The organism is Escherichia sp. TW14182 (assembly GCF_000208525.1).
Taxonomy (GTDB): domain Bacteria; phylum Pseudomonadota; class Gammaproteobacteria; order Enterobacterales; family Enterobacteriaceae; genus Escherichia; species Escherichia ruysiae.
Map to the genome: position 1 here is coordinate 25979 of NZ_AEJZ01000062.1, position 25196 is coordinate 51174.

Annotated in this window: 25 protein-coding genes; 4 read left to right on the forward strand and 21 right to left on the reverse strand. The window is 52.1% G+C overall.

From position 1 onward, the window contains the following. Positions 1-16 precede the first annotated feature (16 nt). On the forward strand, positions 17-748 hold the full coding sequence (frlR, locus tag EQY_RS0106070) for a DNA-binding transcriptional regulator FrlR (protein ID WP_001276846.1): 732 nt from the start codon (positions 17-19) through the stop codon (positions 746-748). Positions 749-898: 150 nt separating this feature from the next. Here frlR and EQY_RS0106075 read toward each other — a convergent pair whose 3' ends face one another. The 20 genes from EQY_RS0106075 to hofM form a co-directional block, all read right to left on the reverse strand. Continuing rightward, a complete protein-coding gene (locus EQY_RS0106075) occupies positions 899-1984 on the reverse strand; it encodes an aminotransferase class I/II-fold pyridoxal phosphate-dependent enzyme (protein ID WP_000847117.1) in 1086 nt (361 codons plus the stop codon). Between the two features lie 11 nt (positions 1985-1995). Then, positions 1996-3300 carry a YhfT family protein gene (locus EQY_RS0106080; RefSeq protein ID WP_000366826.1) on the reverse strand — a complete coding sequence of 435 codons (1305 nt, stop codon included), beginning with the start codon at positions 3298-3300 and terminating at the stop codon, positions 1996-1998. Between the two features lie 11 nt (positions 3301-3311). Beyond that, entirely contained in the window at positions 3312-3665 is a 354-nt protein-coding gene (locus tag EQY_RS0106085) for a DUF2620 domain-containing protein (RefSeq protein ID WP_024212436.1), read from the reverse strand. Positions 3666-3675: 10 nt separating this feature from the next. After that, on the reverse strand, positions 3676-4554 hold the full coding sequence (locus EQY_RS0106090; RefSeq protein ID WP_000151143.1) for a phosphotriesterase-related protein: 879 nt from the start codon (positions 4552-4554) through the stop codon (positions 3676-3678). Further along, the gene (locus EQY_RS0106095; protein ID WP_000090655.1) at positions 4551-5777 is read right to left on the reverse strand and encodes a phosphopentomutase; all 1227 of its coding nucleotides are present in this window, start codon (positions 5775-5777) and stop codon (positions 4551-4553) included. The genes EQY_RS0106090 and EQY_RS0106095 overlap by 4 nt, the downstream gene beginning before the upstream one ends. Further along, entirely contained in the window at positions 5778-6941 is a 1164-nt protein-coding gene (locus EQY_RS0106100) for a YhfX family PLP-dependent enzyme (protein ID WP_000497312.1), read from the reverse strand. It abuts the gene before it with no gap. Between the two features lie 83 nt (positions 6942-7024). Continuing rightward, complete coding sequence (locus EQY_RS0106105; protein ID WP_010348351.1) at positions 7025-7387, reverse strand: hypothetical protein; 363 nt, start codon at positions 7385-7387, stop codon at positions 7025-7027. Positions 7388-7403: 16 nt separating this feature from the next. Next, entirely contained in the window at positions 7404-8309 is a 906-nt protein-coding gene (gene yhfZ, locus EQY_RS0106110; protein WP_001254798.1) for a GntR family transcriptional regulator YhfZ, read from the reverse strand. A 161-nt stretch (positions 8310-8470) separates the two neighbouring features. Beyond that, positions 8471-9475: a tryptophan--tRNA ligase gene (trpS, locus tag EQY_RS0106115; RefSeq protein WP_000165546.1), complete on the reverse strand. Its 1005-nt coding sequence runs from the start codon at positions 9473-9475 to the stop codon at positions 8471-8473. After that, a complete protein-coding gene (gph, locus tag EQY_RS0106120; RefSeq protein ID WP_000032690.1) occupies positions 9468-10226 on the reverse strand; it encodes a phosphoglycolate phosphatase in 759 nt (252 codons plus the stop codon). The genes trpS and gph overlap by 8 nt, the downstream gene beginning before the upstream one ends. After that, positions 10219-10896, reverse strand: coding sequence for a ribulose-phosphate 3-epimerase (gene rpe / locus EQY_RS0106125; RefSeq protein ID WP_000816280.1), 678 nt, complete (start codon positions 10894-10896; stop codon positions 10219-10221). Before rpe ends, gph begins: the two co-directional genes overlap by 8 nt. 17 nt (positions 10897-10913) lie before the next feature. Further along, the gene (dam, locus tag EQY_RS0106130) at positions 10914-11750 is read right to left on the reverse strand and encodes an adenine-specific DNA-methyltransferase (RefSeq protein ID WP_000742146.1); all 837 of its coding nucleotides are present in this window, start codon (positions 11748-11750) and stop codon (positions 10914-10916) included. Positions 11751-11856: 106 nt separating this feature from the next. Beyond that, positions 11857-13158 (reverse strand): cell division protein DamX, encoded by a 1302-nt coding sequence (damX, locus tag EQY_RS0106135; RefSeq protein WP_000343228.1) that lies wholly within the window; start codon positions 13156-13158, stop codon positions 11857-11859. A gap of 90 nt (positions 13159-13248) precedes the next feature. Then, positions 13249-14337, reverse strand: a complete 1089-nt coding sequence (aroB, locus tag EQY_RS0106140) for a 3-dehydroquinate synthase (protein WP_000439868.1) — start codon at positions 14335-14337, stop codon at positions 13249-13251. A 55-nt stretch (positions 14338-14392) separates the two neighbouring features. Continuing rightward, on the reverse strand, positions 14393-14914 hold the full coding sequence (gene aroK, locus EQY_RS0106145) for a shikimate kinase AroK (RefSeq protein ID WP_000818618.1): 522 nt from the start codon (positions 14912-14914) through the stop codon (positions 14393-14395). A gap of 400 nt (positions 14915-15314) precedes the next feature. Beyond that, positions 15315-16553 carry a DNA uptake porin HofQ gene (gene hofQ / locus EQY_RS0106150; protein ID WP_000816023.1) on the reverse strand — a complete coding sequence of 413 codons (1239 nt, stop codon included), beginning with the start codon at positions 16551-16553 and terminating at the stop codon, positions 15315-15317. Continuing rightward, positions 16465-16869, reverse strand: coding sequence for a DUF2531 family protein (locus tag EQY_RS0106155; RefSeq protein WP_001264129.1), 405 nt, complete (start codon positions 16867-16869; stop codon positions 16465-16467). Before EQY_RS0106155 ends, hofQ begins: the two co-directional genes overlap by 89 nt. Next, positions 16859-17299, reverse strand: a complete 441-nt coding sequence (locus EQY_RS0106160; RefSeq protein ID WP_001093900.1) for a HofO family protein — start codon at positions 17297-17299, stop codon at positions 16859-16861. The genes EQY_RS0106155 and EQY_RS0106160 overlap by 11 nt, the downstream gene beginning before the upstream one ends. Further along, on the reverse strand, positions 17283-17822 hold the full coding sequence (locus EQY_RS0106165; RefSeq protein ID WP_001069302.1) for a PilN domain-containing protein: 540 nt from the start codon (positions 17820-17822) through the stop codon (positions 17283-17285). The genes EQY_RS0106160 and EQY_RS0106165 overlap by 17 nt, the downstream gene beginning before the upstream one ends. Then, positions 17822-18601 (reverse strand): DNA utilization protein HofM, encoded by a 780-nt coding sequence (hofM, locus tag EQY_RS0106170; RefSeq protein WP_010348370.1) that lies wholly within the window; start codon positions 18599-18601, stop codon positions 17822-17824. The genes EQY_RS0106165 and hofM overlap by 1 nt, the downstream gene beginning before the upstream one ends. Positions 18602-18720: 119 nt before the next feature. Between hofM and mrcA the strand changes: the two genes are divergently transcribed. Beyond that, entirely contained in the window at positions 18721-21273 is a 2553-nt protein-coding gene (gene mrcA / locus EQY_RS0106175; RefSeq protein WP_010348371.1) for a peptidoglycan glycosyltransferase/peptidoglycan DD-transpeptidase MrcA, read from the forward strand. Positions 21274-21439: 166 nt separating this feature from the next. Here the strand turns inward: mrcA and nudE are convergent, their stop codons facing one another. Continuing rightward, entirely contained in the window at positions 21440-22000 is a 561-nt protein-coding gene (nudE, locus tag EQY_RS0106180; protein ID WP_000045734.1) for an ADP compounds hydrolase NudE, read from the reverse strand. A 321-nt stretch (positions 22001-22321) separates the two neighbouring features. Here nudE and igaA point away from each other — a divergent pair, with 321 nt between their 5' ends. Together igaA and yrfG are read left to right on the forward strand one after the other, a co-directional pair. After that, positions 22322-24457 (forward strand): intracellular growth attenuator protein IgaA, encoded by a 2136-nt coding sequence (gene igaA, locus EQY_RS0106185; RefSeq protein WP_000104495.1) that lies wholly within the window; start codon positions 22322-22324, stop codon positions 24455-24457. A gap of 64 nt (positions 24458-24521) precedes the next feature. After that, the gene (yrfG, locus tag EQY_RS0106190; protein ID WP_001295168.1) at positions 24522-25190 is read left to right on the forward strand and encodes a GMP/IMP nucleotidase; all 669 of its coding nucleotides are present in this window, start codon (positions 24522-24524) and stop codon (positions 25188-25190) included. Positions 25191-25196 lie beyond the last annotated feature (6 nt).

Genomic DNA, 25196 nt, shown 5'->3' on the forward strand with positions numbered 1-25196 from the left:
TATTTCAGGGTCGATTATGTCAGCTACGGACCGCTACTCTCATCAACTGCTCTATGCCACCGTCCGCCAGCGGCTGCTGGATGATATCGCGCAGGGAGTTTACCAGGCTGGGCAACAGATCCCAACTGAAAACGAGCTGTGTACGCAGTACAACGTCAGCCGCATCACCATTCGTAAAGCCATCAGCGACTTAGTGGCGGACGGTATACTGATCCGCTGGCAGGGTAAAGGCACCTTTGTGCAAAGTCAGAAAGTTGAAAACGCCCTGCTGACCGTTAGCGGCTTTACCGACTTTGGTGTTTCGCAAGGTAAACCGACGAAAGAGAAAGTGATCGAGCAAGAGCAGGTCAGCGCCGCGCCGTTTTGCGAGAAGCTGAATATTCCTGGCAACAGCAAAGTGTTCCGTCTCAGCCGGGTGATGTATCTTGATAAAGAGCCGCTGTTTATTGATAGCTCGTGGATCCCATTGTCACGTTATCCTGATTTTGATGCGATTTATGTCGAAGGCAGCTCCACCTATCAGTTATTTCAGGAGCGTTTTGACACGCGAGTGGTCAGCGACAAAAAGACCATTGATATCTTTGCCGCTACGCGCGCGCAGGCAAAATGGCTGAAGTGTGAACTGGGCGAACCCTTGTTTCGCATCAGCAAAATCGCCTTTGATCAGAATGACAAACCAGTGCACGTTTCGGAACTCTTCTGCCGCGCCAATCGCATCACCTTAACGATTGATAACCAACGACATTAACCGTAGGCCGGATAAGATGCGCCAGCATCGCATCCGGCGATGCTGGCGCACTGAATTTTACATCCCGCACATTCCCCTCATCCTCCCCCTCTCCCCAGAGGGGCGAGGGGAATGTGCGGTGCGGAATTTAGCTGACGGTGCTATCCAGCATTAAATACTGGCAATACTCTCACGCAAAATCCGCAGCACCGTCTCTTCACCACTACGATTCGGATTAATGCGAATCGCACAATGTTCTAATTGCGGATTCGCCTGGCGAAACGTTCCGGAAAGGCGATAAAAGAGCGGCGGGATCTCATATTTCGACTCCGCGCCCACCGGATACGGTAACGCACCGCGTTTCTGCGCTTCTTCCAGCACCCTGGCGGCAATCGGCTGATGAAACTCCACAATCAACACCTTCGACTGCGCATTGGCAATGACGGCACTTTTAACTTCCGGCACTGCGCCGCCGTTAAGTAAAGCCAGCAGCCGTTCAGAAACGCCCGCCTGTACCGCATGCATCACCGGCGCGAAAACCAGCCCACGCAAGACTTCCTGCGCCTGAGAGCCCTGGATCTGACTACCGCCGGAATAGAGCGTAGCGCGAATACGGTTGATAACGTCGGCATCGCCTACCACCGCACCAACACCCTCTGGCCCAAATAGCTTGAAGCAGGAAAATGTCGAGACATTCGCCCCGCATTCGCAGCCGATTCGCGCCACCTTCATTACCGCATAGTTATCATCGGTTAACGCAGGAACGCCAGCCGAGCGCAACGTTGCCAGCACCTCTGCCAGAATGTAGCGATCCTGCGGCTGCTGGCGCGTATGCTGCACCAGCGCCGCATCAGGTTGTTGCTCGTCTACGACCTGCTTAAGTGCCGACAGGTCATTGAAATCAACAGTAATAAGCGTCAGCCCCATCTGTTCAATGATGACGCGTGTCGTCGGATAAACGGGCGCGTCATGCACCAGAAGACGCTGCCCTGGTTTAAGCAAAGCCGCCAGCCCGGCACGAATCGCTCCTGTGCCAGCGCCTTGCACCAGCACCGCCGCTGGCGCATGAAACGCATCTGCCAGCACCTGCTCCACACGCTGGGTAATGCGAGGCTGATTCAGCCCCGGCGTTAATCCCAAATCACCGCAGGTAAGAAATTCGCTACCAGGAAAATGGCGACAAATGCTATCCACCAGCGCAAACTGCTTCTGCTGCGCTTCAGCAATGGTCAGACTTTTCAGAGGAAACGTCTTCATAAGTGCATTCCTTAAGCCGGAACAAACAGGCCAAGCCAGTAAAGTACATTCAGCAGAATACCGGTAATCATTACTGCCACCACTGGTGCCGCCATTTTTTGTACCGGACGACCGAGAGATTCGTTGAGGAAGTAAATGGCAACCGCGATGGAGAATCCGGTATAGCCTGCCATTTTGATTGCCGCGAAAATCGAGCCGACCAGCAGCGCCACTTCCATCAACATATTCATGGCGTTACGGATGTTATCCGACGCATTACGCACTGACGGGTAGCGTCCCAGCCATTTGCCGATCGAACGAAGTAACAGGACTTCCGCCGAAATAACTACGGCGCCTAATACCGCCGCAATCATCGGATTCGGCGAGAGATAGCCCACCGCATAAACAAAGGTAAAGCCCGCAACCGCATACACACCAGTGGCTAACGCAGTGGTGGCAATCAACGGTACAAAACCCAGCCCGCGCATAAATTCCGCCAGAGCCGCCTGATTAATCAGCGTTTGCGATTGTTCCGGCGTTACGCCTGCGGAGTACGCTTTCTCAAGGGTGAAAATAGACACTTCGCTACCGGCAAAAATCTTCATGCTGGCAACGGCAGCAATCAATGCTCCCACGATGGCGATATACGGTAAGTTTTTGATAATCCGCGACGTGCGCTCTTCAAACACCGAAAGCCCGCTGGCATCGATGTCATTTTCATCACGATGACGCAGGTCGTGAGTAATGGCGATCCCCAGCAGCATTACCATGCCAATAAAGATTTCGATGGATTCCGGATTAAGATGCGGGAAAAAACGCACCACCACCACACGGGTCATCAACACGACGGCAGCGGCGATCAGGCTTTGCTTCCAGCCAAACTGGTAGAAAATCGCCACCAGCGGGAACAGCGCAAAAGCAGAAACCACCGGCGAGCTAAGTTCCCCAAGGCTACCTAATACATCTACCGGCAGCGCAGTCAGCAACTGGTTTACTGGCAACAGGCAGGTGAGGATCAGTACCCCCCAGATCGCGCCAAGACCAAACGCCATCAGGCTGTTTATCGCCAGTACGCCGAGAATATCGGTAGGAAGAAAAAGCAGCCATGCATTGAGCAAGCCGGTTTTCAGGGTAAAAGAGATCCCCACCGAGGCCACAAAACCAATGCTCAGACCAAAAGCTATACTCCCCGCCTCGCGACGGTTCATATAGCCTTCAATCAGTTGCGGCAGGATCGGGCGAATACCATCATGGAAAACAGCCGCCGAGCGATGCGCCAGAAATGATGTCATACCGGTCAGGCACGCCACCAGGATAATCTGGATATACAGATCCATAGTCGTGCCTTTTATTTCAGATGGTTAATCAGCATCGGAATCGCATGTTCGACGTGCTCAACGGAAAGCCCAAACGCCACTTTCCCTTCGGCGATCATTTTGGCGATATGTTCGTCTTTCGCTTTAATGCCCGGCCTGGCAATAGTGCAACTTTTGTTATAGCCAATCACCGCAATGGCAATCGACAATGCCGCACCTGCGCCGGTATTACACGCGCCGATGTAGTAATCCAGTTGCCCGGATTTCACTTTCATTGCCGCTTCCATGTCGTTGTGAATGAAAACTTCAAAACAGCCTGGAGCCGTCGCTTCAATGGTTTTTTTAATCTGCTCACGCTGTAAGCCTGCAACGCCAATCTTTTTCATGAGTCTGTCCTTATTGGAAAAATTGAGAGGGATTTTCACGTAACATCACATCCACATCGGCCTGACTGAATCCTGACTGGCGCAATTGCGGAATAAAGGTGGTCAATAAAAAGTCATAGCCATAACCACCGTTGGCTTTTAAATGGGAGCGGCGCGTAATATCCATCGACAGCATGACGCGGTTCAGCAACCCACGGTCGCGTAGCGCATGAAGCATCGCAATACGCTTTTCGTCCGGGTAGTAACTGTTCTTACCAATGGTGTCGAACTGCACATACGCGCCGAGATCGATCATCTTCAAAATGTTGTCGAGGTTGTCTTTCAGATCGCAGTGACCAACGGTGACGCGCGAAAGATCAACTCCGTGGGCTTGCAGTAGCGCCAGTTGTTCCAGCCCCATGGTGCTAAAAGAGGTATGCGTGGAGATCGGACGTCCGGTCTGGTTATGTGCCAGCGCGGCGGCAATAAACACCTTCTCTTCCAGCGGCGTAATCTTTCCTTCGCTGGAACCAATCTCTGCGATGATCCCGGCTTTCAGCTCCGTGCCATCGATACCCTGTTCAATTTCATCGACCATCTCCTGCGCCAGTTCCTGCACGCTGCGGGTCGCCACATGTTGCGGGAAAAACGCGTCCTGGTAATAACCGGTACAGGCCACCACGTTGATCCCGGTTTCGCGCATTACATCGAGCATAAATTGCGCATTGCGCCCCATATAACGGTTGGTCATCTCAATCACATTACGCACGCCCTGGGCCATCAGGTCGTTCATCTCCTGGCAAATGAACGCATACTGATCAAGGCGGCAGTCCACGTTGTTTTTAAAGCCGGAGAGATCAATATGCAGATGCTCATGGGCAAGGGTGTAGCCGGTCGAGTCGATGGTCATAAAGAGTCACCCTGAAAGCGAAAGGACGATAAAAAGGAAGTGCCGTTTTGTGGCGGCGATGCGCGGAAAAATTCACATACTGTAGCTCCTACGTCAGAGAGCGTGGAACAAACCCCCAGACGAGTTGCAACCAGCCCTTGCTGATAAACCAGTACCGGCACCACTTCGCGGGTATGGTGGCTATGTCCAATGGTCGGGTCGTTACCGTGATCAGCCATCACGATCAGGCAATCATCCGGCTGCATCGCCTCAACAAGGCGAGTAAGGTTACGGTCAACGACCTGCAAACGTTCGGCATAACGTGCGACGTCTTCTGCATGACCGGCAAGATCGGTTTCCTGGATATTGGTGCAAATAAACGCGGTCTGATGTGCGTTAAACTGGTCGAGGGTGATATCCATAATCCGCTGGCTATCCACCAGGTTTTGCCAGCTCACGCCATAAGGATTGCTGGCAATATCCGCCACTTTCCCCACCAGCACGGTTGGTACGCCCACTTCATACAGTTTTTGTGGCACCTGCACTTTATCATCGACACCGTAGCCCATATGCACGACCTGGAAGCTGTTGTCATAAGCGCCAGAACGCGGCGCATTGATGCCAATAAAACGTCCTTCCTTGCTTTCTGCGGCATCAAGAATGCGCTGGCTGTCCGCTAACAGCCCCCCAAATGTGATCACTCTGCCAACCTGAACTTGCTCACGCACCACACGACCTATTTTGATGACTTCATCGAACGGTATTACGGAGAGATTGGCGGTAACGTTATAGACCTGGCCTAAATCCGCTTCGAGATTGTCACCAACTGCCACGGCCTGGTTAACCCACAGAAACTGCAACTCATCGCCACGGCGCTCTACTTGCCAGCCCGCAGTAATTAATGCTTGCTCAACACGGTCAATAACATCACGAAAGGGCATCCGCAGCGGCGGCAGTGGTCGCGTACCTAAAATTTCCTGATGTCCCATAAAGGTATCGCCACCTTCATGTTGCAGTTCCGCCACACCCCAGACTGCGGAATCCGATGGCTGCATATCTCCGGGGGCATAGCCCAGAGCATTAATAAGCCCTAACTTCTCCAGCATTGGCAGTTGTAAATGCGGTAACTCACAAAGAATGTGACCGCAAGTATTGGCTCCGGCATCCTGCGGGCGTACCCGCGTGACATCTTTCATTGCTCCCACGCCGAAGCTATCAATCACTAACACCACAAATCGCGCCATTTACGCCTCCAGAAGGTTGCCGAGGCTGTCATAACGGCCTACGATTTCCGGCGCTCTGTGCTGAATACCGGACACCAGCACGACATCACTGCGGGTAACAAAAATTTGTGTACGAAAACAGAGCACCACCGCGCTACTCACCGGAAACTCTCCCGCCAAAGGCAAGGTGTAGTCGATGCTGCTGTCATCCACGGCGTTGAGATATGTTTCAGTAATGCTTTGATTTTCTGGCGTAAACACCAGCGCATGTTGCGCATGACCACGACGGTAATAGCCGCCGCCATAGCAGTAGCTATCGCCACGAAAATGATGGGATATTTCGCTTAACCAGAGCATGGCTACGCGTTCAGGCTGGTCACCCTGTTGGTTTGCCGGAATGGTGCCCGTCAGCGCATGACCAGGTTCGGCATGAGTAACACCGTATTCCGCCAGCATTGGCAGTGAAGTACAGCTGGTTGCTGAAGGCGCGTTTAATTGCTCAACAGCAACACCAGATTCCGCCAGCTGGTTGCGGGCATTGACCAACGTCTGGAGGTTCGGCGTCGGCAAAACCTTCCCGGCACTCTCATTCCATAGCAGGCAAGGGAAATGGGTAAGTCCCGCTAAATGGAGTCCTGGCAGTTTTTGGATTTCAGCGACAATTTCCTGCAACGAATGTTGAGCAAAACCACTTTCCTGTCCCGGATAAAGAAAATCATCGTCGCTATAAACTTTGAGCAGCACAGACTGGATTCGCCCGGCCTTCACCGCCGCCGCAGAAACTTCCCGCGCTTTGTCGAGAGTAAACACGGTGATGACGTCGGTGCCCTGTTCAACGGCATCAGCGACCTGGTGACAAGGGATTTGCACCAGATGCCCCTGATGCGCCACCGGCAAACCTGCGCGGCGCATCACTCGCGCCTCTTTGTAATCCACCGCCACAATACCGCTGTAGCCCAGCGCCAGCAGTTTTTCCGCCAGCCACGGATTGCGACCGAACTGTTTGGTCATCAGATACAGCTCAATACCATAAAGCCGCGCCGTCTCAATCAACCGCTTACCGTTTTCCAGTACCTGATCCACGTCGATAACCCAACTGTCCGGGGCTATCTTGCCCTGCTGCCACAGGTTTAGTGCGGCAGAAATCAGTGCCGGGTTCTGGCGTTTCAATGCTTCTACAAACATCTTGTTGCCTCGTTTCTGTTCCTTGAATCAAATATTCATTTTTTTGAATATTTAAGATATGCGACGTGGATTTGTTGTGGGCTTCAGACCTCTTCGTTAGCGGCCATCCATAATCCATAAAGGTTGGCCAGCAAATAGCCTTCTTCACACGGGTTAACTTCCAGCGCGAATCCCTGCAATAACACCTGGTGCAACTGCATGATCGCTGGCCAGTGGCGACATTGCGACAGTTCAGCCAGCAACTCGTCATCCAGTGGCTGGATCTGTTCGCCGCGACGACTGCGCATCAACGCACTCGCCATATGTATCATTGCCATCGTTCCCTGCTCGCTGCGCACTGGTAGATGGCACTCTGTTTCCAGTACGTTGACGACCTGCATCATGCCTTTGCAGATGTCCTTATCGATGACCCCTGCATCGCAAAGCAGGTTGAGTCTGGTTTCCATTTTAGATGCCTTTCGTTTAATAACTGGGTTCCTGTTCCCCACTGACCACTCGCTGTTGATGGGCAAGCAGGGCGTGTTTATCAACAACCGCACGCAGCAATTGTTGCATCGGGTAATCATCGGCTCGCGTCAAAACCACGGCTTCAGTTGCCTGTAAAAATCGCAGATCGTCTGTGAGCGGCGTGGCTTCTAATCCCAGCATGGTCAGTTCGTTTTCCGCCACCACGTTCCAGATAACCGCATCGACATCACCTTTAACAATGCGCTGTAAACTCTCGTGATAAGAGAGATCGACTCGCTCCACATCGCTACTGCCAAAAAAGACATCGGTCATGATTTTCTGATCTGCCGAACGGTTATCCAGCCCCACGCGCTTCACGTTACCGGACTCCCCTTTACGGCAAATCAACTGGTGCTCGCCAACGTAGGTATGCGGCCCCAACTCCAGCGCAAGACATAATCCTTTTTGCGTGAGATAACTTTCTGCCGCCAGTCGCGAAACTACCGCCATGTCATAGACACCGTTAAGCAAACACTCCACGCGAATATCCGCACCACGCATATGCGCATAGTAAAAAGGAATGCCATCAAACTGAGCTTTTAATCCGCTCGCTAAACCTTCGTACAAGCGGGTATAGGGCAAGGGCATCGCACATACCACATTGTTGATATCAACATGGGTCAGCAGTGCTTTGTTATCCATCTCTACCAGATAACTGCCATTGCGCCCGCGACGTTCAATCCGTATCGCGCCGCTTGACTCCAGATTTTTTAACGCGGCCTGCGTCAGGCCGACGGACGAACGGCATTCAGTTGCCAGTTCATCTATAGTTTTCAGGCGATTACCACACTTTTCACCTAACAAATAACGAGCCAGCGTCGTGATGACGACGCCTTCTTTTTTGATAAACGTTCGACGCATAATAAATTTTCAATAAAATGAATATTTATATCTTCATGAAAATGAAGATAAAGCGCAACAAGCAGATGTGGAAACGGCGAGATGCTTCACATTTTTTTGGGTTATTGCAAATAACGACGTAAAAAAACCGGGTTTCCCCGGTTTTTGGTATCAATAGTGAATTAAGGCTTCGCCACAAAACCAATCGCTTCGTAAACCGCTTTCAACGTGCGGGAAGCGTGTGCGCTGGCTTTTTCTGCGCCGTCTTTCATTACCTGTTGCAAGAAGGCTTCATCATTGCGGAAACGGTGATAACGCTCCTGCAATTCAGTCAGCATACCGGAAACCGCTTCAGCCACTTCGCCTTTCAGGTGACCATACATCTTGCCTTCGAACTGTTTTTCCAGTTCCGGAATGCTTTGGCCCGTTACAGCAGAAAGGATATCCAGCAGGTTAGAAACGCCCGCTTTGTTCTGCACGTCGTAGCGAACTACCGGCGGCTCGTCGGAGTCAGTGACCGCACGTTTGATTTTCTTCACTACCGATTTCGGATCTTCCAGCAGACCGATAACGTTATTGCGGTTATCGTCAGACTTGGACATCTTCTTGGTCGGCTCCAGCAACGACATTACGCGCGCGCCAGATTTCGGAATAAACGGCTCCGGTACTTTAAAGATATCGCCATACAGCGCGTTGAAACGCTGGGCAATATCGCGGCTCAGTTCCAGGTGCTGTTTCTGGTCTTCGCCGACCGGCACCAGATTGGTTTGATACAGCAGGATGTCCGCAGCCATCAGCACCGGATAGTCAAACAGACCAGCGTTAATGTTCTCGGCATAACGCGCAGATTTATCTTTAAACTGCGTCATGCGGCTCAGTTCGCCGAAGTAGGTATAGCAGTTCAGTGCCCAGCCTAACTGCGCATGTTCCGGCACGTGGGACTGAACAAAAATAGTGCTTTTCTCAGGATCGATACCGCAAGCCAGGTACAACGCCAGCGTATCCAGCGTCGCTTTACGCAGCTTCTGCGCATCCTGGCGCACGGTGATGGCGTGTTGGTCAACGATGCAGTAAATGCAATGGTAATCATCCTGCATGTTTACCCACTGACGCAGCGCACCCATGTAGTTACCAATGGTCAATTCACCTGAAGGCTGTGCGCCACTAAAAACGATGGGCTTAGTCATTTTTCGATTCCTGATTTTCGCTTTGCGGAAGCCCTAATGCGGGCAGAAGGTCATTTATAGAGTGATAAATTACATCAGGCTGGCTGAGATCGATAGCCTCGCCGTAGTTATATCCGTAGGTTAAGCCAACTGAAGGGCAACCGGCTGCTTTTGCTGCCTGAATATCATTGCGAGAATCGCCGACAAACAGCATCTGTTGCGGGGCAATGCCCATACGTTCAGCCACCAGTAGCAGCGGATCCGGGTGGGGTTTTTTGTTTTGTACGTCATCGCCGCCGATAACCACGCTAAAGTATTTTGCGATATCTAAGGCTTCCAGCAGCGGGGCGACGAACGGCGTTGGTTTGTTGGTAACCAGACCTAGCGGCAGGCCTTTAGCCTGCAATGCGCCCAGCGTATCGGCAACGTGCGGGAACAAAAACGTGCCTTCTTCAGCAACTTCGCCATAGTAACGATCAAACAGCTTACGCAGAATACGTACTTGTTCTTCTGCCGGAATATCGTCATCAACGGGCGGTTTGCCCATCGTTTTACGCAGCGTCGCACGTTCCTGACGCGCCCAGGTCAATGCCCGCTCCATCAGCACATCTGCGCCATTACCAATCCAGGTAATAACACGCTCTTCGCCTGCAACGGGCAACTCCAGCGCATACAGCGCCATATCTACCGCAGCAGCCAGGCCGGGAGCACTGTCAACCAGCGTGCCATCGAGATCGAAGGCAACGCCGCGAATATCTTCAAACTTACTCATGACTTACCTTTGCCAGTTCACTGCGCATTTCATCAATGACTTTTTTATAGTCTGGCTGGTCGAAAATAGCGGAGCCAGCGACAAACATATCCGCGCCCGCCGCAGCGATTTCGCCAATATTGTTCACCTTCACGCCACCGTCCACTTCCAGTCGAATGTCGAAGCCAGACTCGTCGATACGACGACGTACTTCGCGCAGTTTATCTAACGTTTGTGGAATGAAAGACTGACCGCCAAAACCAGGGTTGACGGACATCAGCAGGATCACATCCAGTTTGTCCATCACGTAATCCAGATAGCTCAGCGGTGTCGCCGGGTTAAATACCAGCCCCGCTTTACAGCCATTTTCTTTAATCAGTTGCAGCGTGCGATCAACATGCTCGGAGGCTTCAGGATGAAAGGTAATGATGCTGGCACCAGCGGCAGCGAAATCAGGCACAATGCGATCAACCGGTTTCACCATCAGATGCACATCGATAGGGGCGGTAATGCCGTAATTACGCAAGGATTTCAGCACCATTGGTCCAATCGTCAGGTTGGGAACATAGTGGTTATCCATGACGTCAAAATGCACGACATCAGCGCCAGCTGCCAGGGCTTTTGCGGTATCTTCACCCAGGCGGGCAAAATCAGCCGACAGAATTGAGGGGGCAATCAAATACTGTTTCATCCGCTTCTCCTTGAGAATTATTTTTTCGCGGGTGAAACGACTCCTGGTTTGTACAAAGCCAGCAGTTCGTCCACCTTTTTACGTGTGCCGCCGTTGCTGCTTATACTGCGTCGAACTTTGACGACATGCAATTTTGCGCGCTGATACCACTCGCGCGTTAGCGCCGTATCATGGTTAGAAATCAGTACCGGGATCTGACGGTTAACCAGACCTTCGGCGATCTCCGCCAGATGCGCCTGTTGTTCAAGAGTAAAACTGTTTGTGTGATACGCCGTAAAGTTGGCGGTCGCAGATAGTGGTGCATAAGGCGGATCGCAATAGACGACAGATGCATCATCTGCGCGCGCCATGCTATCGGCATAAGACTCACAATAGAAAAAGGCATTCTGCGCTTTTTCAGCGAAGTGATACAACTCAGCTTCCGGGAAATAGGGTTTTTTGTAGCGGCCAAACGGCACGTTAAACTCACCGCGCAGATTGTAACGACACAGGCCGTTGTAACCGTAGCGGTTCAAATATAAAAACAGTACCGCCCGACGGAACGGATCCTGGCTTTTGTTGAACTCTTCGCGGAACTGATAGTAAACCTCGGCGCAATTTGTCTCAGGAACAAACAGCTCGCGGGCAGCCTGTACGTACTCATCAGTACGCATCTTCACAATGTTGTAGAGACTAATCAGGTCGCTATTGATATCGGCAAGGATATAACGAGAAAAGTCGGTGTTGAGAAACACCGACCCGGCACCCACAAAAGGTTCAACCAGACATTCACCCTTAGGCAAATGCCGTTTAATATCATCAAGCAAGGGATATTTGCCCCCTGCCCACTTCAAAAAAGCGCGATTTTTCTTCATGCTGACTAACTAATTACACCTTCTCCGGCTGTGGAGAAAGCTCCGACAGCATCCAGCGCTTCAGGCAACTCCCGCAACGATAAACCATTGCGGGAGATAACCTTGATTACTTCAGATCGGCCTGTACCTGACGCAGCGGTTTCGCCCACGGGTTTTTGGCCTGAACATCTGCTGGCAATGTAGATACCGCTTTTTTCGCCTCTTCTTTCGAAGCGTACACGCCAGAAACCAGTACATACCACGGCTGACCATTACGCGTCGTTTCATAGACAACGTAGTTTTTCAGATTCTCTTTCTTCGCCCAACCGTTCAGGTTGTCGTAGTTAGAAGAACTGCTCAGCTGCAGAGTGTAATGGCTGGACGGTGCCGATTTCAACGAACCAACATTACCTGCGGTCTTCGCTCCAGCGGCTGGTGTTGCCGTGGTTTGCGCCGGAGATGCCGTCTGTACTGGAGCCGTAGTCGCCGTCTCTTTTGGTGCTGCTGGCGTTGTGGCTTGCGTAGAAGTCGCAGCCGGTGCCTTTGTGCTCGCCACAGGTGCAGCCGGTTCAGTACGCTTCGGCGTCTGTGCTACCGGCTTCGGTTCCGTTTTCACAGTTGCTTGTGGTTTTTTCGGTTCAATCACCGCCTGCTGACGTGCCGGACGCGTAGTGGCCGGACGTTCAGCGGTTTGCGCTTTCGCCGTATCACGCGATGCGTTGCCATTACGAACTGGCGCTACAGTCGCGGGTTCAGTCGGCAGCGTAGAGTTCACCGCCACATTGTTCAGCTGTTGCTGATTTTGCGGCTGGGTCAGCGCGTTATTCAGGTCACCCTGCACTTCAACACGTTGTTGACCATCCGTTGCCGCCGGGGTTTGCCCCTGGGTCGGCGTAGAAGAAATCGGCGGCAGAGAAACATCCTGCTGGGTATTTTCCGCAGACGTGGTTCCCGGCGCTGGCTGCACGCCATTTGCCTGATCAGTCGCATTGCCAGCAAGATCAATACTCTTCTCACCAGACGCGGTTTGATCGCTGGAAGAGGTCGAGGGGGCTTTTAGCGCAGAACCGATACCGATGATCAACAGCAGCAGAACCAGAATACCGACGCCCATCATCATATACTGACGAGAAGCCGGTTTGCTGGCTGCTTTTTTGCGCTTACGCGGACGACGCTCTACACGCTCTTCATCCACAGCGTCATCTTCGGAATCATCAATTTCTTCTTCGATTTCCGGTTCCTCATTGCGCTCTTTTTGCGCACGAGTCGGACGGCGATCGTCAGTTTCATCAAGTTCAATATCATCAAAATTGATCTGCGGTTCGCCACGTTCAGTACGTTCTGAACGCTCAGAAGATTGACGAGAACGACCAGTACGACGATCGCTGGGATCGGGTTTCAGCTCGTCTTCTGGTTTGAATTCATCCATTTAACACCCCACTAAAAGGTTAATGCTTACCACGTTGCAATTAACCTGAAGCTAATAGACCGCTGATAAGCGGCCGGACCTTTCTTGTTGTTACGCTGATTGACAATCGGTAATAGCGTTAAGAACAAGTTCGTGCGATACGCCGCCGCGAACTTCACTCTTACCAATTGCCAGCGGAAGAATTAAGCGCATCTCTCCCGCAAGGACTTTCTTGTCACGCAGCATATGCGGTAAATACGCCTGCGCGGACATTTCGCGCGGCCCATTAACCGGTAATCCAGCCCGCGTAAGCAGGGTAATAATACGCTGCGTTTCGGCAGAACTAAACTGCCCGAGACGTTCCGACGTCCGCGCCGCCATCACCATACCCGCCGCGACTGCTTCACCGTGCAACCAATTGCCATACCCCATTTCCGCTTCAATAGCATGACCAAAGGTATGTCCCAGATTCAGTAAAGCACGTAAGCCGGATTCGCGCTCGTCGGCAGCGACAACTTCTGCTTTCAGCTCACAGCAACGACGAATACAGTACGCCATTGCCGGACCATCCAGATTGAGCAGCGCATCCAGATTATCTTCCAGCCAGTTGAAAAACTCACCGTCAAGAATAATGCCGTATTTGATGACTTCCGCCAGCCCCGAAGCTAACTCTCTCGGAGGAAGCGTTTTCAGACAGTCGAGATCCACCACCACTGATGCTGGCTGATAAAAAGCGCCAATCATATTTTTACCGAGGGGATGGTTGACTGCGGTTTTTCCGCCAACGGAAGAGTCCACCTGCGACAGCAATGTCGTCGGGACTTGAATGAAGCGAACGCCGCGCTGATAGCTCGCCGCTGCAAAACCGGTAAGATCGCCTACTACGCCGCCGCCAAGCGCCACCAGCGTCGTATCGCGACCGTGCGGTTTTTGCAACAACGCCGTAAAAACGGTGTCGAGTACTGCCAGGCTTTTATACTGCTCGCCGTCAGGGAGGATAACGCTATCGACGTTAACACCCGCCTGTTCAAGTACGCTGCGAACCTTATCGAGATACAGAGGAGCCAGGGTTTCGTTGGTGACCAACATCACCTGCTCACCCGATTTCAGCGGTAAGAATGAAGCTGGTTCGTTAAACAAACCAGATGCGATGGTAATTGGGTAACTACGTTCCCCGAGAGTGACGACTATCCTCTCCATAACGCGACATCCACCTTATTACTGTACCCGCAGACGAGTGTATATAAAGCCAGAATTAGTTGCTTTCCAGCATGTGAATAATCTGGTTTGCGACCACTTTGGCGCTTTGATCATCAGTACGAATGGTCACGTCGGCAATCTCTTCATACAGCGGATTGCGTTCATTAGCCAATGCTTCCAGAACTTCACGCGGCGGTGTTTCAACGTGCAGCAACGGGCGTTTTTTATCACGCTGCGTGCGCGCAAGTTGCTTTTCGATGGTCGTTTCAAGATAAACGACAACGCCACGTGCGGAAAGACGGTTACGCGTTTCGCGGGATTTCACAGAGCCGCCGCCAGTAGCCAGCACAATACCCTGTTTCTCGGTCAACTCATTGATGACCTTTTCTTCGCGATCGCGGAAGCCTTCTTCGCCTTCTAAATCGAAAACCCAGCCCACATCAGCTCCGGTTCGTTTCTCAATCTCTTGATCGGAATCGTAAAATTCCATATTGAGTTGTTGAGCTAACTGGCGCCCAATAGTGCTTTTTCCGGCACCCATAGGCCCAACCAGAAAGATATTGCGTTTCTCTGCCATTTTTTCGGTACTACTAAGACTATTCGTTAATGATAAACCCGCTTCGCTCAGAGAGCGCCGCAGGACATGAACTGAAACCTCATAAAATATTGCGAGAGTCAGACTGAAAATTATCTCAATACTCCAGCGGGTTTGGCAACTGAATAAATTGCCCATCCCTCTGCATATCTGGTCGCTGCAGGTGCACTGCCTTGCTATCACCGCTCTGGCGATAAATCACCGGGTAAGATTAGCGTAAAAAAGACAGCAAAATGCCGCGTGAAAGATAAATCACCATCATAAAACGCAGGTAACAAAGAGCACCGACTCTCAAATCGGTACTCCTTGTATGCTAAATACCTGCGCACGTCAAATAGATGAAACATGTTCAGCATGAAAACATCGCCGTTTTTGCGGCAGTTTACTCACTGGAAACCAACCGTGGCGTGATAAATACCACTAACTCGCGTCGTTCATCTTCTTTTCCGTCATGACGAAATAATTGCCCGAACCAGGGGATGTCGCCCAACAGCGGTACGCTATCCTGACCCGATTTATTTTTACGGGTAAAAATACCACCCAGTGCCAGCGTTTCTCCGCTTTTTACTTCAACCTGCGTTTCGATCTCCTGCTTATCAATCGCCAGCACTTCGCCATCAGCTTGTTGTAGCACCTGTCCCGGAACGTTCTGGCTGATGTGTAATTTCAGTCGGATGCGACCTTTTTGTAACACCGTGGGCGTGACTTCCATTCCCAGTACGGCCTCTTTAAATTCCACCGACGTCGCGCCGCTTTCACCACTGGAAACCTGATACGGGATCTCGCTTCCCTGTTTAATGCTGGCAGGCTGGAGATGTGAGGCCAGCAGACGCGGGCTGGCGATAATATCCAGTTGCTGTTTTTGTTCGAGCGCGGAAAGCTCCAGATCCAGTAAACGCCCGTTGATACGCCCAATGTTAAAACCGATATGCGTCGTTGCCGTTGCCACAGAGAGATCGCCGCCGAGCGTGGTCACTTGCCCAACGCCGCCGGTTTGTTGCGCATCGGCCAGCGTCCATTTCACGCCTAACTCGCGCAGACTTTTTTCATTAATGGTGACAATGTGCGCCGACAATTCAACCTGCCCGACCGGCAAATCCATTTGCGCTACCCACTGTTCCAGTGCGCTTAACGCCGTTTTGTTATCACGCAGCAAAAGGCGATTAGTACGTTTATCGACAGTCATGCTGCCTTTGGCGCTAAGTAGCTTTTCTCCTGCTTTCGCCAGCTCTCCGGCGTCGGCGTATTGCAGAGTAATATTGCGATTTTCCAGCGGCAGATTTGCCTGCACCCGCGCCTGTTCAGCCTCCTGACGGGCGATATTGTCATTCTGCCAGGCAACGGAATGCACTGAAAGAATGTTGCCTTCCTGGCGCGTTATCAGCCCGGCGCTTTTCACTACGGTTTGTAGTGCCTGTATCCAGGGAACGTCAGTGAGATGTAACGACACCGTACCATTGACGTCTGGCGAAACCACCAGGTTTAACTTCTCCTGTTCAGCCAGCGCCTGTAACACCTGAGCCACCGGAACGTCATCCACCATCAGCGTCACTTTTTGCGGCTTTGCCGCCTGTACGCTGGGTATCATCATCAACAGTAGTGCGGCTATCCATTGCTTCATTTTTATCTCCTTGCCGTTGCCACAACCACTGTGGCGGTTCGCAGTTTTTTCCAGTTCCCAGCGTTAATGTTTCTGGCGTCAGTTGTAAAATTGTCCAGCCATTCTCCAGCACATCGTTTTGCTCCACCCGTCGCCATTTTTTTTGCCCATCTTTTATTACGCCAATAACGCGCTCGCCTCGCCCTACCATCCCCTGATAACGCCACTGGCTAAGTTCGCTTACCCGGCATAGATCCTCCGGCGGCTTAAAAGGGTCACGCATACCGGTTAAAAGGCACAAGGCAATACCTACCAACAACCCGCGTTTAACCCTCATGCGGCATCTCCAGTTGTAGCGTGAACAAAAGGTCACCACCTTCCACGCTTAACAAAAAACGGCTCACGCTGACGTTGCGCTCTGCCAGCCGTGTAAATGCCGACGGCACAGCTTTCCAGAACGTTTTTAACGCCAACTCGCCTCCCTGAGCGGATGGATGCCAGTAAAGCAGTTGCGCGCCGGGCAACTGAAAATCCAGTGGCGAAAAGGGCAACTTCTTTTCTTCAATGATGGGAGTGGTGTCTACCAGGCGATAAAGTGCCGTCCATTGCTGGTGATTACTTGCCCGCAGTCGAATTAATGCGTCACTCTCTTCCTGGTGTGCCGATGAAAGAAAAATGAGCGTAACTAACATCAGCAACCAGACTGCCCAGCAAAACTGGCGGATACGGAGTGATGTCGCGAACCACCAGTCAAAAAGAGTGTTCATCGTTAACCGTCCTTGTTAACTGATACTCAAATTGCCAGCGACCTTGAGCATCCTGCTGCGTGGCTCCGCGCTGGTTGAGCTGAAAAGAAGTATCCTGGCGGAGTGCTTTTTCCAGTGCGTTTAACGCAGTAATGTTCGTCGCAAATCCCTTTACCTCCAGCGTTTCCTGCTGCCAGCTTATCGTTGTCAGCCAGGCGTGTTCGGGTAAAAGTGCCGCCAGTGACTCCAGCGAAGATTGCCAGTCGCGGGTAAATTGTCGCTGGCGCTGACGTTGCAAACGCTGTTCGCGTAATTGTTGCCGTTCCAGCAAACGTGGTTTACTGGTTTGTAGGGTGCTGGCGCGTTGTTGTTCCGCCTGAAGCAAAACAGCGTCAACGCGTACTTCAGCGTTGGTTGTCAAACGCAGCATGAGCGTTATCCCGACAGCCAGCAGCAGAGGAGCAACGAACATCAGCAACCAGAAGCGAAGAAAGGCCGTCCGGCGTTGCTCTCGCCAGGGCAAAAAATTGATTGGCGGATTCATCAGTACCCCTCCCCAAGCGCCAGCCCCAGCGCGATAGCAAAGTTTCCACCTGGTGGCGGTAGTGGCGGCTGACGCACAGAAACCGCATTCCAGGGGTCAAATCCGCCTTCGCCGCATATCGCGAGACTTTCAGAATTAATGGCTAACGTCGCGGCCAGTTCATTCGTGCTTGTCATCCCCACCGCCAGTTTGCGTCCCCAGCTATAACGCGTCGCCCATAACCACTGTTCGTTATCACGCCAGGCCAGACATTGCTGATGAGAAGGTAAAAAAGGCAGGAATCGCTGCAAAGCGCAGGCGTCTGGGGTAATCGCACTAACGTGAATACGCAATCTTTCTGCCAGGCTAAGCAGCGTTGCCAGCTCTTTGCTTTGCGCGGCGGTCACGTTATAAGCGGGACTTAGCGAATCTTCGCTGTAATCAAAGCGCAGGGAGTCCGGTTCCATATCCAGCTCGCGAGCCATCGTACCTGTCAACCAGGCCATTTGCTCCCGTTCGCCCAGGGACATTGCCGGACGCGGAAATGCCCTTTGTAACGTTCGGCTAGCGGGAAATGCCAACATAATGTGATGACGGTGTGGCAGTTCACGACTCCACGGTAACAACGTTTTAGTCAGCCGTTCCGCGTCAATAATGCGCCCATCTTTGATAATGTCGGTCGCCAGCGGCAAACGCCACCAGCGTTGCAAAAAGCATTCTTTCGCGCCACGCACGATAGCAACCGCCACCGCTTCTTGCTGTTGTAAATGCAAACCAATTTGCCAGGTCTTAAATGCCATTGTGATGATCTCCTTATCCCCCGTCACTCTGACGGGTATATCAATGCGTCTGGCTTGCCTTTATACTACCGCGCGTTTGTTTATAAACTGCCCAAATGAAACTAAATGGGAAATTTCCAGTGAAGTTCGTAAAGTATTTATTGATCCTTGCAGTCTGTTGCATTCTGCTGGGAGCAGGCTCGATTTATGGCCTCTACCGCTACATCGAGCCACAACTGCCGGATGTGGCGACATTAAAAGATGTTCGCCTGCAAATTCCGATGCAGATTTACAGCGCCGATGGCGAGCTGATTGCTCAATACGGTGAAAAACGTCGTATTCCGGTTACATTGGATCAAATCCCGCCGGAGATGGTGAAAGCCTTTATTGCGACGGAAGACAGCCGCTTCTACGAGCATCACGGCGTTGACCCAGTGGGGATCTTCCGTGCGGCAAGCGTGGCGCTGTTCTCCGGTCACGCATCGCAAGGGGCGAGCACCATCACCCAACAACTGGCGAGAAACTTCTTCCTGAGTCCAGAACGCACGCTAATGCGTAAAATTAAGGAAGTCTTCCTCGCAATTCGTATTGAACAGTTGCTGACGAAAGACGAGATCCTCGAGCTTTATCTGAACAAGATTTACCTCGGTTACCGCGCCTATGGTGTCGGTGCTGCGGCACAAGTCTATTTCGGTAAAACCGTCGACCAATTGACACTGAACGAAATGGCGGTGATTGCCGGGCTGCCTAAAGCCCCTTCCACCTTCAACCCGCTCTATTCAATGGATCGAGCCGTCGCGCGGCGTAACGTCGTGCTGTCGCGAATGCTGGACGAAGGGTATATCACCCGACAGCAGCTCGATGAGACACGCACCGAAGCGATTAACGCCAACTATCACGCACCGGAGATCGCCTTCTCAGCGCCATATCTCACCGAAATGGTACGTCAGGAGATGTATAACCGTTACGGCGAAAACGCTTATGAAGACGGCTATCGCATTTACACTACCATTACCCGCAAAGTGCAGCAGGCCGCACAGCAAGCCGTGCGTAATAACGTACTGGACTACGACATGCGTCACGGCTATCGCGGCCCGGCCAATGTGCTGTGGAAAGTAGGTGAATCAGCGTGGGATGACAAAAAGATTACCGATACGCTGAAGGCGCTGCCAACCTATGGTCCGCTGCTACCTGCCGCAGTCACCCGCGCCAACCCGCAGGAAGCAACAGCAATGCTGGCGGACGGAACATCTGTGACGCTGCGTATGGAAGGGATTCGCTGGGCACGGCCTTATCGCTCCGATACACAGCAGGGACCGACGCCGCGTAAAGTGACCGATGTTGTGCAAACAGGTCAGCAAATCTGGGTTCGCCAGGTGGGCGATGCCTGGTGGCTGGCACAGGTGCCGGAAGTGAACTCGGCGCTGGTATCGATCAATCCGCAAAACGGCGCAGTTATGGCGCTGGTCGGTGGTTTTGATTTCAATCAGAGCAAGTTTAACCGCGCCACCCAGGCACTGCGTCAGGTGGGTTCGAATATCAAGCCGTTCCTCTACACCGCAGCGATGGATAAAGGTCTGACGCTGGCAAGTATGCTGAACGATGTGCCAATTTCCCGCTGGGACGCAGGCGCGGGTTCTGACTGGCAGCCGAAAAACTCACCGCCGCAGTACGCCGGTCCAATCCGTTTACGTCAGGGGTTGGGCCAGTCGAAAAACGTGGTAATGGTACGCGCAATGCGAGCAATGGGCGTGGACTATGCCGCAGAGTATTTGCAACGCTTCGGCTTCCCGGCACAAAATATTGTCCACACTGAATCGCTGGCACTGGGTTCCGCTTCCTTCACGCCGTTACAGGTGGCGCGCGGGTACGCAGTGATGGCTAATGGTGGCTTCCTGGTCGACCCCTGGTTTATCAGCAAAATTGAAAACGATCAGGGCGGCGTGATTTTCGAAGCGAAACCGAAAGTAGCCTGCCCGGAATGTGATATTCCGGTGATTTACGGTGATACGCAAAAATCGAACGTGCTGGAAAACAGCGACGTTGAAGACGTGGCTATCTCTCGCGAACAGCAGAATGTTTCTGTGCCAATGCCACAACTGGAGCAGGCTAATCAGGCATTAGTGGCGAAGACTGGTGCGCCAGAATACGCACCACACGTCATCAGCACACCGCTGGCGTTCCTGATTAAGAGCGCCCTGAACACCAATATCTTTGGTGAACCTGGCTGGCAGGGCACTGGCTGGCGCGCAGGTCGTGATTTGCAACGTCATGATATCGGCGGGAAAACAGGGACGACCAACAGTTCGAAGGATGCATGGTTTTCGGGTTACGGACCGGGCGTTGTGACATCGGTATGGATTGGCTTTGATGATCACCGCCGTAATCTCGGTCACACTACGGCTTCCGGGGCGATTAAAGATCAGATCTCCGGTTACGAAGGCGGTGCGAAGAGCGCCCAGCCAGCCTGGGATGCTTATATGAAAGCCGTTCTGGAAGGTGTACCGGAACAACCGCTGACGCCGCCGCCGGGTATTGTGACGGTGAATATCGATCGCAGCACCGGGCAACTGGCCAACGGTGGTAACAGCCGCGAAGAGTATTTCATCGAAGGTACGCAGCCTACACAGCAAGCAGTACGCGAGGTAGGGACAACCATCATCGATAATGGTGAGGCTCAGGAATTGTTCTGATTAAAAAGGCGCTTCGGCGCCTTTTCAGTTTGCAGACAAAGTGCGCGTTGTTCATGCTGGATGCGGCGTGAACGCCTTATCCAGCCAACAAAATCGTCGAAACTCAATATATTGCAGGAACCACGTAGGCCTGATAAGCGTAGCGCATCAGGCAAGCTCCACGTATTTACAACCGTCCCTGCCCCTTCAACCACTCGCGCACCAGAAACAACGCGCTGACATTACGCGCTTCGTTGAAGTCAGGATCTTCGAGCAAATCCATCATATGCGTCAGTGGCCAGCGCACCTGAGGTAGTGGCTCTGGTTCATCGCCTTCCAGCGATTCAGGGTAGAGATCTTGCGCCACCACGATATTCATTTTGCTGGAAAAGTAAGACGGTGCCATGCTGAGTTTCTTCAAAAAAGTCAGATCCCTTGCGCCAAATCCCACTTCTTCTTTGAGTTCGCGGTTTGCTGCTTCATAAACACTTTCACCGGGATCAATTAATCCTTTCGAAAAACCTAATTCGTAGGATTCAGTTCCCACCGCGTATTCGCGGATCAAAATCAGGTGATCGTCCACAATCGGCACAATCATCACGGCTTCCCGGTTGGTTGGACGCATTCGTTCATAAACACGCCGCACGCCGTTGCTGAACTCCAGATCCACGCTTTCGATGGTAAACAATCGGGAACGGGCTACAGTTTCAACATTCAGAATGGTGGGTTTTTGTAATGATTTGCTCATCGTGGAATCTATGCTGTGAAATCAGCAGTTATTGTGCGATATCGGACACGCATTCGGCAATGTGAATTGCATGTTATTTACATTTACGCAACTTAATAAATAATCATTCTCAAATCAAATTAAAAGTCAATAGGTTGAAATAACTCCAGGAATTTGCTGATATTCCGCCCTCAGAGGGTTTGCTATGATCACCGGTTACTGGGATGCGCTTAATGATGCTCAAGTTCAACTCCACGCTTGCCGATAGCCAACCGCAGGATCCTATATTGTGTCCAGGATGCGACTAATCACACCTGACAAATTAAGTAAGATGGGGAAAGCATGAGCACCATTGTAATTTTTATAGCTGCTTTGCTGGCCTGCTCACTACTTGCGGGATGGCTGATAAAAGTGCGCTCCAGACGGCGTCAACTGCCCTGGACTAACGCCTTCGCTGATGCGCAAACGCGCAAACTCATGCCTGAAGAACGTAACGCCGTTGAAAATTATCTCGACAGCCTGACGCAGGTTTTGCAGGTTCCTGGTCCGACGGGCGCCAGCACGGCCCCCGTATCACTGACGCTGAACGCGGAAAGCAACAACGTCATGATGCTGACACATGCCATCACGCGTTATGGCATTTCAACCGACGATCCTAACAAATGGCGTTATTATCTCGATTCGGTGGAAGTCCACCTGCCCCCGTTCTGGGAGCAGTACATCAACGATGAAAATAGCGTTGAACTGATCCATACCGATTCGCTGCCGCTGGTTATTTCTCTCAACGGTCATACGCTGCAAGAGTACATTCAGGAAACTCGTGGCTATGCGTTGCAGCCTGTTCCGTCAACGCAGGCGTCGATTCGCGGCGAAGAAAGCGAACAAATCGAACTGCTCAATATTCGCAAAGAAACACACGAAGAGTATGCGCTTAGTCGCCCACGTGGGCTGCGTGAAGCGTTGCTGATTGTCGCCTCCTTCCTGATGTTCTTTTTCTGCCTGATTACTCCGGATGTATTTGTCCCGTGGCTGGCTGGCGGCGCGTTATTGCTGTTGGGCGCAGGTCTGTGGGGACTATTTGCGCCACCGGCAAAATCATCCCTGCGGGAGATCCACTGTCTGCGTGGTACGCCGCGTCGTTGGGGATTGTTTGGCGAAAACGATCAGGAACAGATCAACAATATTTCGCTCGGTATTATCGACCTGGTCTATCCCGCGCACTGGCAGCCTTATATTGCGCAGGATCTGGGGCAGCAAACGGATATCGATATCTATCTTGATCGGCACGTGGTACGTCAGGGACGCTATCTTTCACTGCATGACGAAGTGAAAAACTTCCCGCTGCAACACTGGCTACGCAGTACGATTATCGCGGCGGGTTCTCTGCTGGTGCTGTTTATGCTGCTGTTCTGGGTTCCGCTGGATATGCCGCTGAAATTCACCCTCTCGTGGATGAAAGGCGCGCAGACCATTGAAGCCACCAGCGTTAAACAACTGGCAGATGCCGGAGTACGTGTAGGCGATACCTTACGTCTTAGCGGTACAGGGATGTGTAATATCCGCACTTCTGGCACCTGGAGCGCGAAAACCAATTCACCGTTTTTGCCATTTGACTGCTCGCAGATCATCTGGAATGACGCCCGTTCATTGCCATTACCGGAATCTGAACTGGTCAACAAGGCCACGGCACTGACCGAGGCAGTAAACCGCCAGTTGCACCCGAAACCGGATGATGAATCTCGCGTCAGCGCCACATTGCGTTCAGCAATTCAGAAATCCGGCATGGTACTGCTCGATGACTTTGGCGACATCGTGCTGAAAACCGCCGATCTCTGTGCTGCCAAAGATGATTGTGTTCGGTTGAAAAATGCGCTGGTGAATCTCGGCAACAGTAAGGACTGGGACGCACTGGTAAAACGCGCTAACGCTGGAAAACTCGACGGCGTGAATGTATTACTCCGCCCGGTGAGCGCGGAATCACTCGATAACCTGGTGGAAACCTCCACAGCACCATTCATTACTCATGAAACGGCGCGAGCCGCGCAATCACTGAATAGCCCGGCACCGGGAGGATTCCTGATTGTCAGCGACGAAGGCAGCGATTTTGTTGATCAGCCCTGGCCTTCGGCATCACTTTACGACTACCCGCCGCAAGAACAGTGGAACGCTTTCCAGAAACTGGCGCAAATGCTGATGCATACACCGTTTAACGCTGAAGGCATCGTCACCAATATTTTTACCGATGCCAACGGCACGCAGCATATCGGCTTGCACCCCATCCCGGATCGCTCCGGCCTGTGGCGCTATCTGGGCACGACATTGCTGTTGCTGACGATGCTGGGCAGTGCCATCTATAATGGCGTACAGGCCTGGCGTCGTTATCACCGTCATCGTACTCGCATGATGGAAATTCAGGCCTATTATGAAAGCTGCCTGAATCCACAACTGATCACCCCTTCAGAAAGCCTTATCGAATAACACGTTTGCGCGGCAGGTTATGCTACCCTGTCGCGCAAATGGCTTCACTCTGGAGATTTCCCTCATGCATATCAACATTGCCTGGCAGGACGTAGATACCGTTCTGCTGGATATGGACGGCACGTTGCTCGACCTCGCCTTCGATAACTATTTCTGGCAAAAGCTGGTGCCTGAAACCTGGGGCGCGAAAAACGGGGTCACGCCACAGGAAGCGATGGAATATATGCGCCAGCAATATCACGACGTGCAGCATACGCTAAACTGGTACTGTCTTGATTACTGGAGTGAACAACTGGGTCTGGATATCTGTGCAATGACCACCGAGATGGGACCGCGCGCCGTACTGCGTGAAGATACTATTCCGTTTCTTGAGGCACTTAAAGCCAGCGGTAAGCAGCGAATTTTGCTCACCAACGCACATCCGCACAACCTGGCGGTAAAACTTGAGCATACCGGTCTTGACGCACACCTTGATTTATTACTTTCCACCCACACATTTGGTTATCCGAAAGAGGATCAGCGGTTATGGCATGCGGTGGCCGAAGCTACGGGTCTGAAAGCTGAAAGAACGCTGTTTATTGATGACAGCGAAGCAATTCTCGATGCTGCCGCGCAATTTGGTATTCGTTACTGCCTCGGCGTCACTAATCCCGACTCAGGGATTGCTGAAAAACAGTATCAGCGCCATCCGTCACTGAATGACTACCGCCGCCTGATCCCCTCGCTAATGTGAAGGAGA

What these genes read in the sequence shown, in the direction of transcription:
- frlR (WP_001276846.1), top strand. Translation starts at nt 17, where the DNA reads ATGTCAGCTACGGACCGCTACTCTCATCAACTGCTCTATGCCACCGTC.
- EQY_RS0106075 (WP_000847117.1), bottom strand. Translation starts at nt 1,984, where the DNA reads ATGAAGACGTTTCCTCTGAAAAGTCTGACCATTGCTGAAGCGCAGCAG.
- EQY_RS0106080 (WP_000366826.1), bottom strand. Translation starts at nt 3,300, where the DNA reads ATGGATCTGTATATCCAGATTATCCTGGTGGCGTGCCTGACCGGTATG.
- EQY_RS0106085 (WP_024212436.1), bottom strand. Translation starts at nt 3,665, where the DNA reads ATGAAAAAGATTGGCGTTGCAGGCTTACAGCGTGAGCAGATTAAAAAA.
- EQY_RS0106090 (WP_000151143.1), bottom strand. Translation starts at nt 4,554, where the DNA reads ATGACCATCGACTCGACCGGCTACACCCTTGCCCATGAGCATCTGCAT.
- EQY_RS0106095 (WP_000090655.1), bottom strand. Translation starts at nt 5,777, where the DNA reads ATGGCGCGATTTGTGGTGTTAGTGATTGATAGCTTCGGCGTGGGAGCA.
- EQY_RS0106100 (WP_000497312.1), bottom strand. Translation starts at nt 6,941, where the DNA reads ATGTTTGTAGAAGCATTGAAACGCCAGAACCCGGCACTGATTTCTGCC.
- EQY_RS0106105 (WP_010348351.1), bottom strand. Translation starts at nt 7,387, where the DNA reads ATGGAAACCAGACTCAACCTGCTTTGCGATGCAGGGGTCATCGATAAG.
- yhfZ (WP_001254798.1), bottom strand. Translation starts at nt 8,309, where the DNA reads ATGCGTCGAACGTTTATCAAAAAAGAAGGCGTCGTCATCACGACGCTG.
- trpS (WP_000165546.1), bottom strand. Translation starts at nt 9,475, where the DNA reads ATGACTAAGCCCATCGTTTTTAGTGGCGCACAGCCTTCAGGTGAATTG.
- gph (WP_000032690.1), bottom strand. Translation starts at nt 10,226, where the DNA reads ATGAGTAAGTTTGAAGATATTCGCGGCGTTGCCTTCGATCTCGATGGC.
- rpe (WP_000816280.1), bottom strand. Translation starts at nt 10,896, where the DNA reads ATGAAACAGTATTTGATTGCCCCCTCAATTCTGTCGGCTGATTTTGCC.
- dam (WP_000742146.1), bottom strand. Translation starts at nt 11,750, where the DNA reads ATGAAGAAAAATCGCGCTTTTTTGAAGTGGGCAGGGGGCAAATATCCC.
- damX (WP_000343228.1), bottom strand. Translation starts at nt 13,158, where the DNA reads ATGGATGAATTCAAACCAGAAGACGAGCTGAAACCCGATCCCAGCGAT.
- aroB (WP_000439868.1), bottom strand. Translation starts at nt 14,337, where the DNA reads ATGGAGAGGATAGTCGTCACTCTCGGGGAACGTAGTTACCCAATTACC.
- aroK (WP_000818618.1), bottom strand. Translation starts at nt 14,914, where the DNA reads ATGGCAGAGAAACGCAATATCTTTCTGGTTGGGCCTATGGGTGCCGGA.
- hofQ (WP_000816023.1), bottom strand. Translation starts at nt 16,553, where the DNA reads ATGAAGCAATGGATAGCCGCACTACTGTTGATGATGATACCCAGCGTA.
- EQY_RS0106155 (WP_001264129.1), bottom strand. Translation starts at nt 16,869, where the DNA reads ATGAGGGTTAAACGCGGGTTGTTGGTAGGTATTGCCTTGTGCCTTTTA.
- EQY_RS0106160 (WP_001093900.1), bottom strand. Translation starts at nt 17,299, where the DNA reads ATGAACACTCTTTTTGACTGGTGGTTCGCGACATCACTCCGTATCCGC.
- EQY_RS0106165 (WP_001069302.1), bottom strand. Translation starts at nt 17,822, where the DNA reads ATGAATCCGCCAATCAATTTTTTGCCCTGGCGAGAGCAACGCCGGACG.
- hofM (WP_010348370.1), bottom strand. Translation starts at nt 18,601, where the DNA reads ATGGCATTTAAGACCTGGCAAATTGGTTTGCATTTACAACAGCAAGAA.
- nudE (WP_000045734.1), bottom strand. Translation starts at nt 22,000, where the DNA reads ATGAGCAAATCATTACAAAAACCCACCATTCTGAATGTTGAAACTGTA.
- igaA (WP_000104495.1), top strand. Translation starts at nt 22,322, where the DNA reads ATGAGCACCATTGTAATTTTTATAGCTGCTTTGCTGGCCTGCTCACTA.
- yrfG (WP_001295168.1), top strand. Translation starts at nt 24,522, where the DNA reads ATGCATATCAACATTGCCTGGCAGGACGTAGATACCGTTCTGCTGGAT.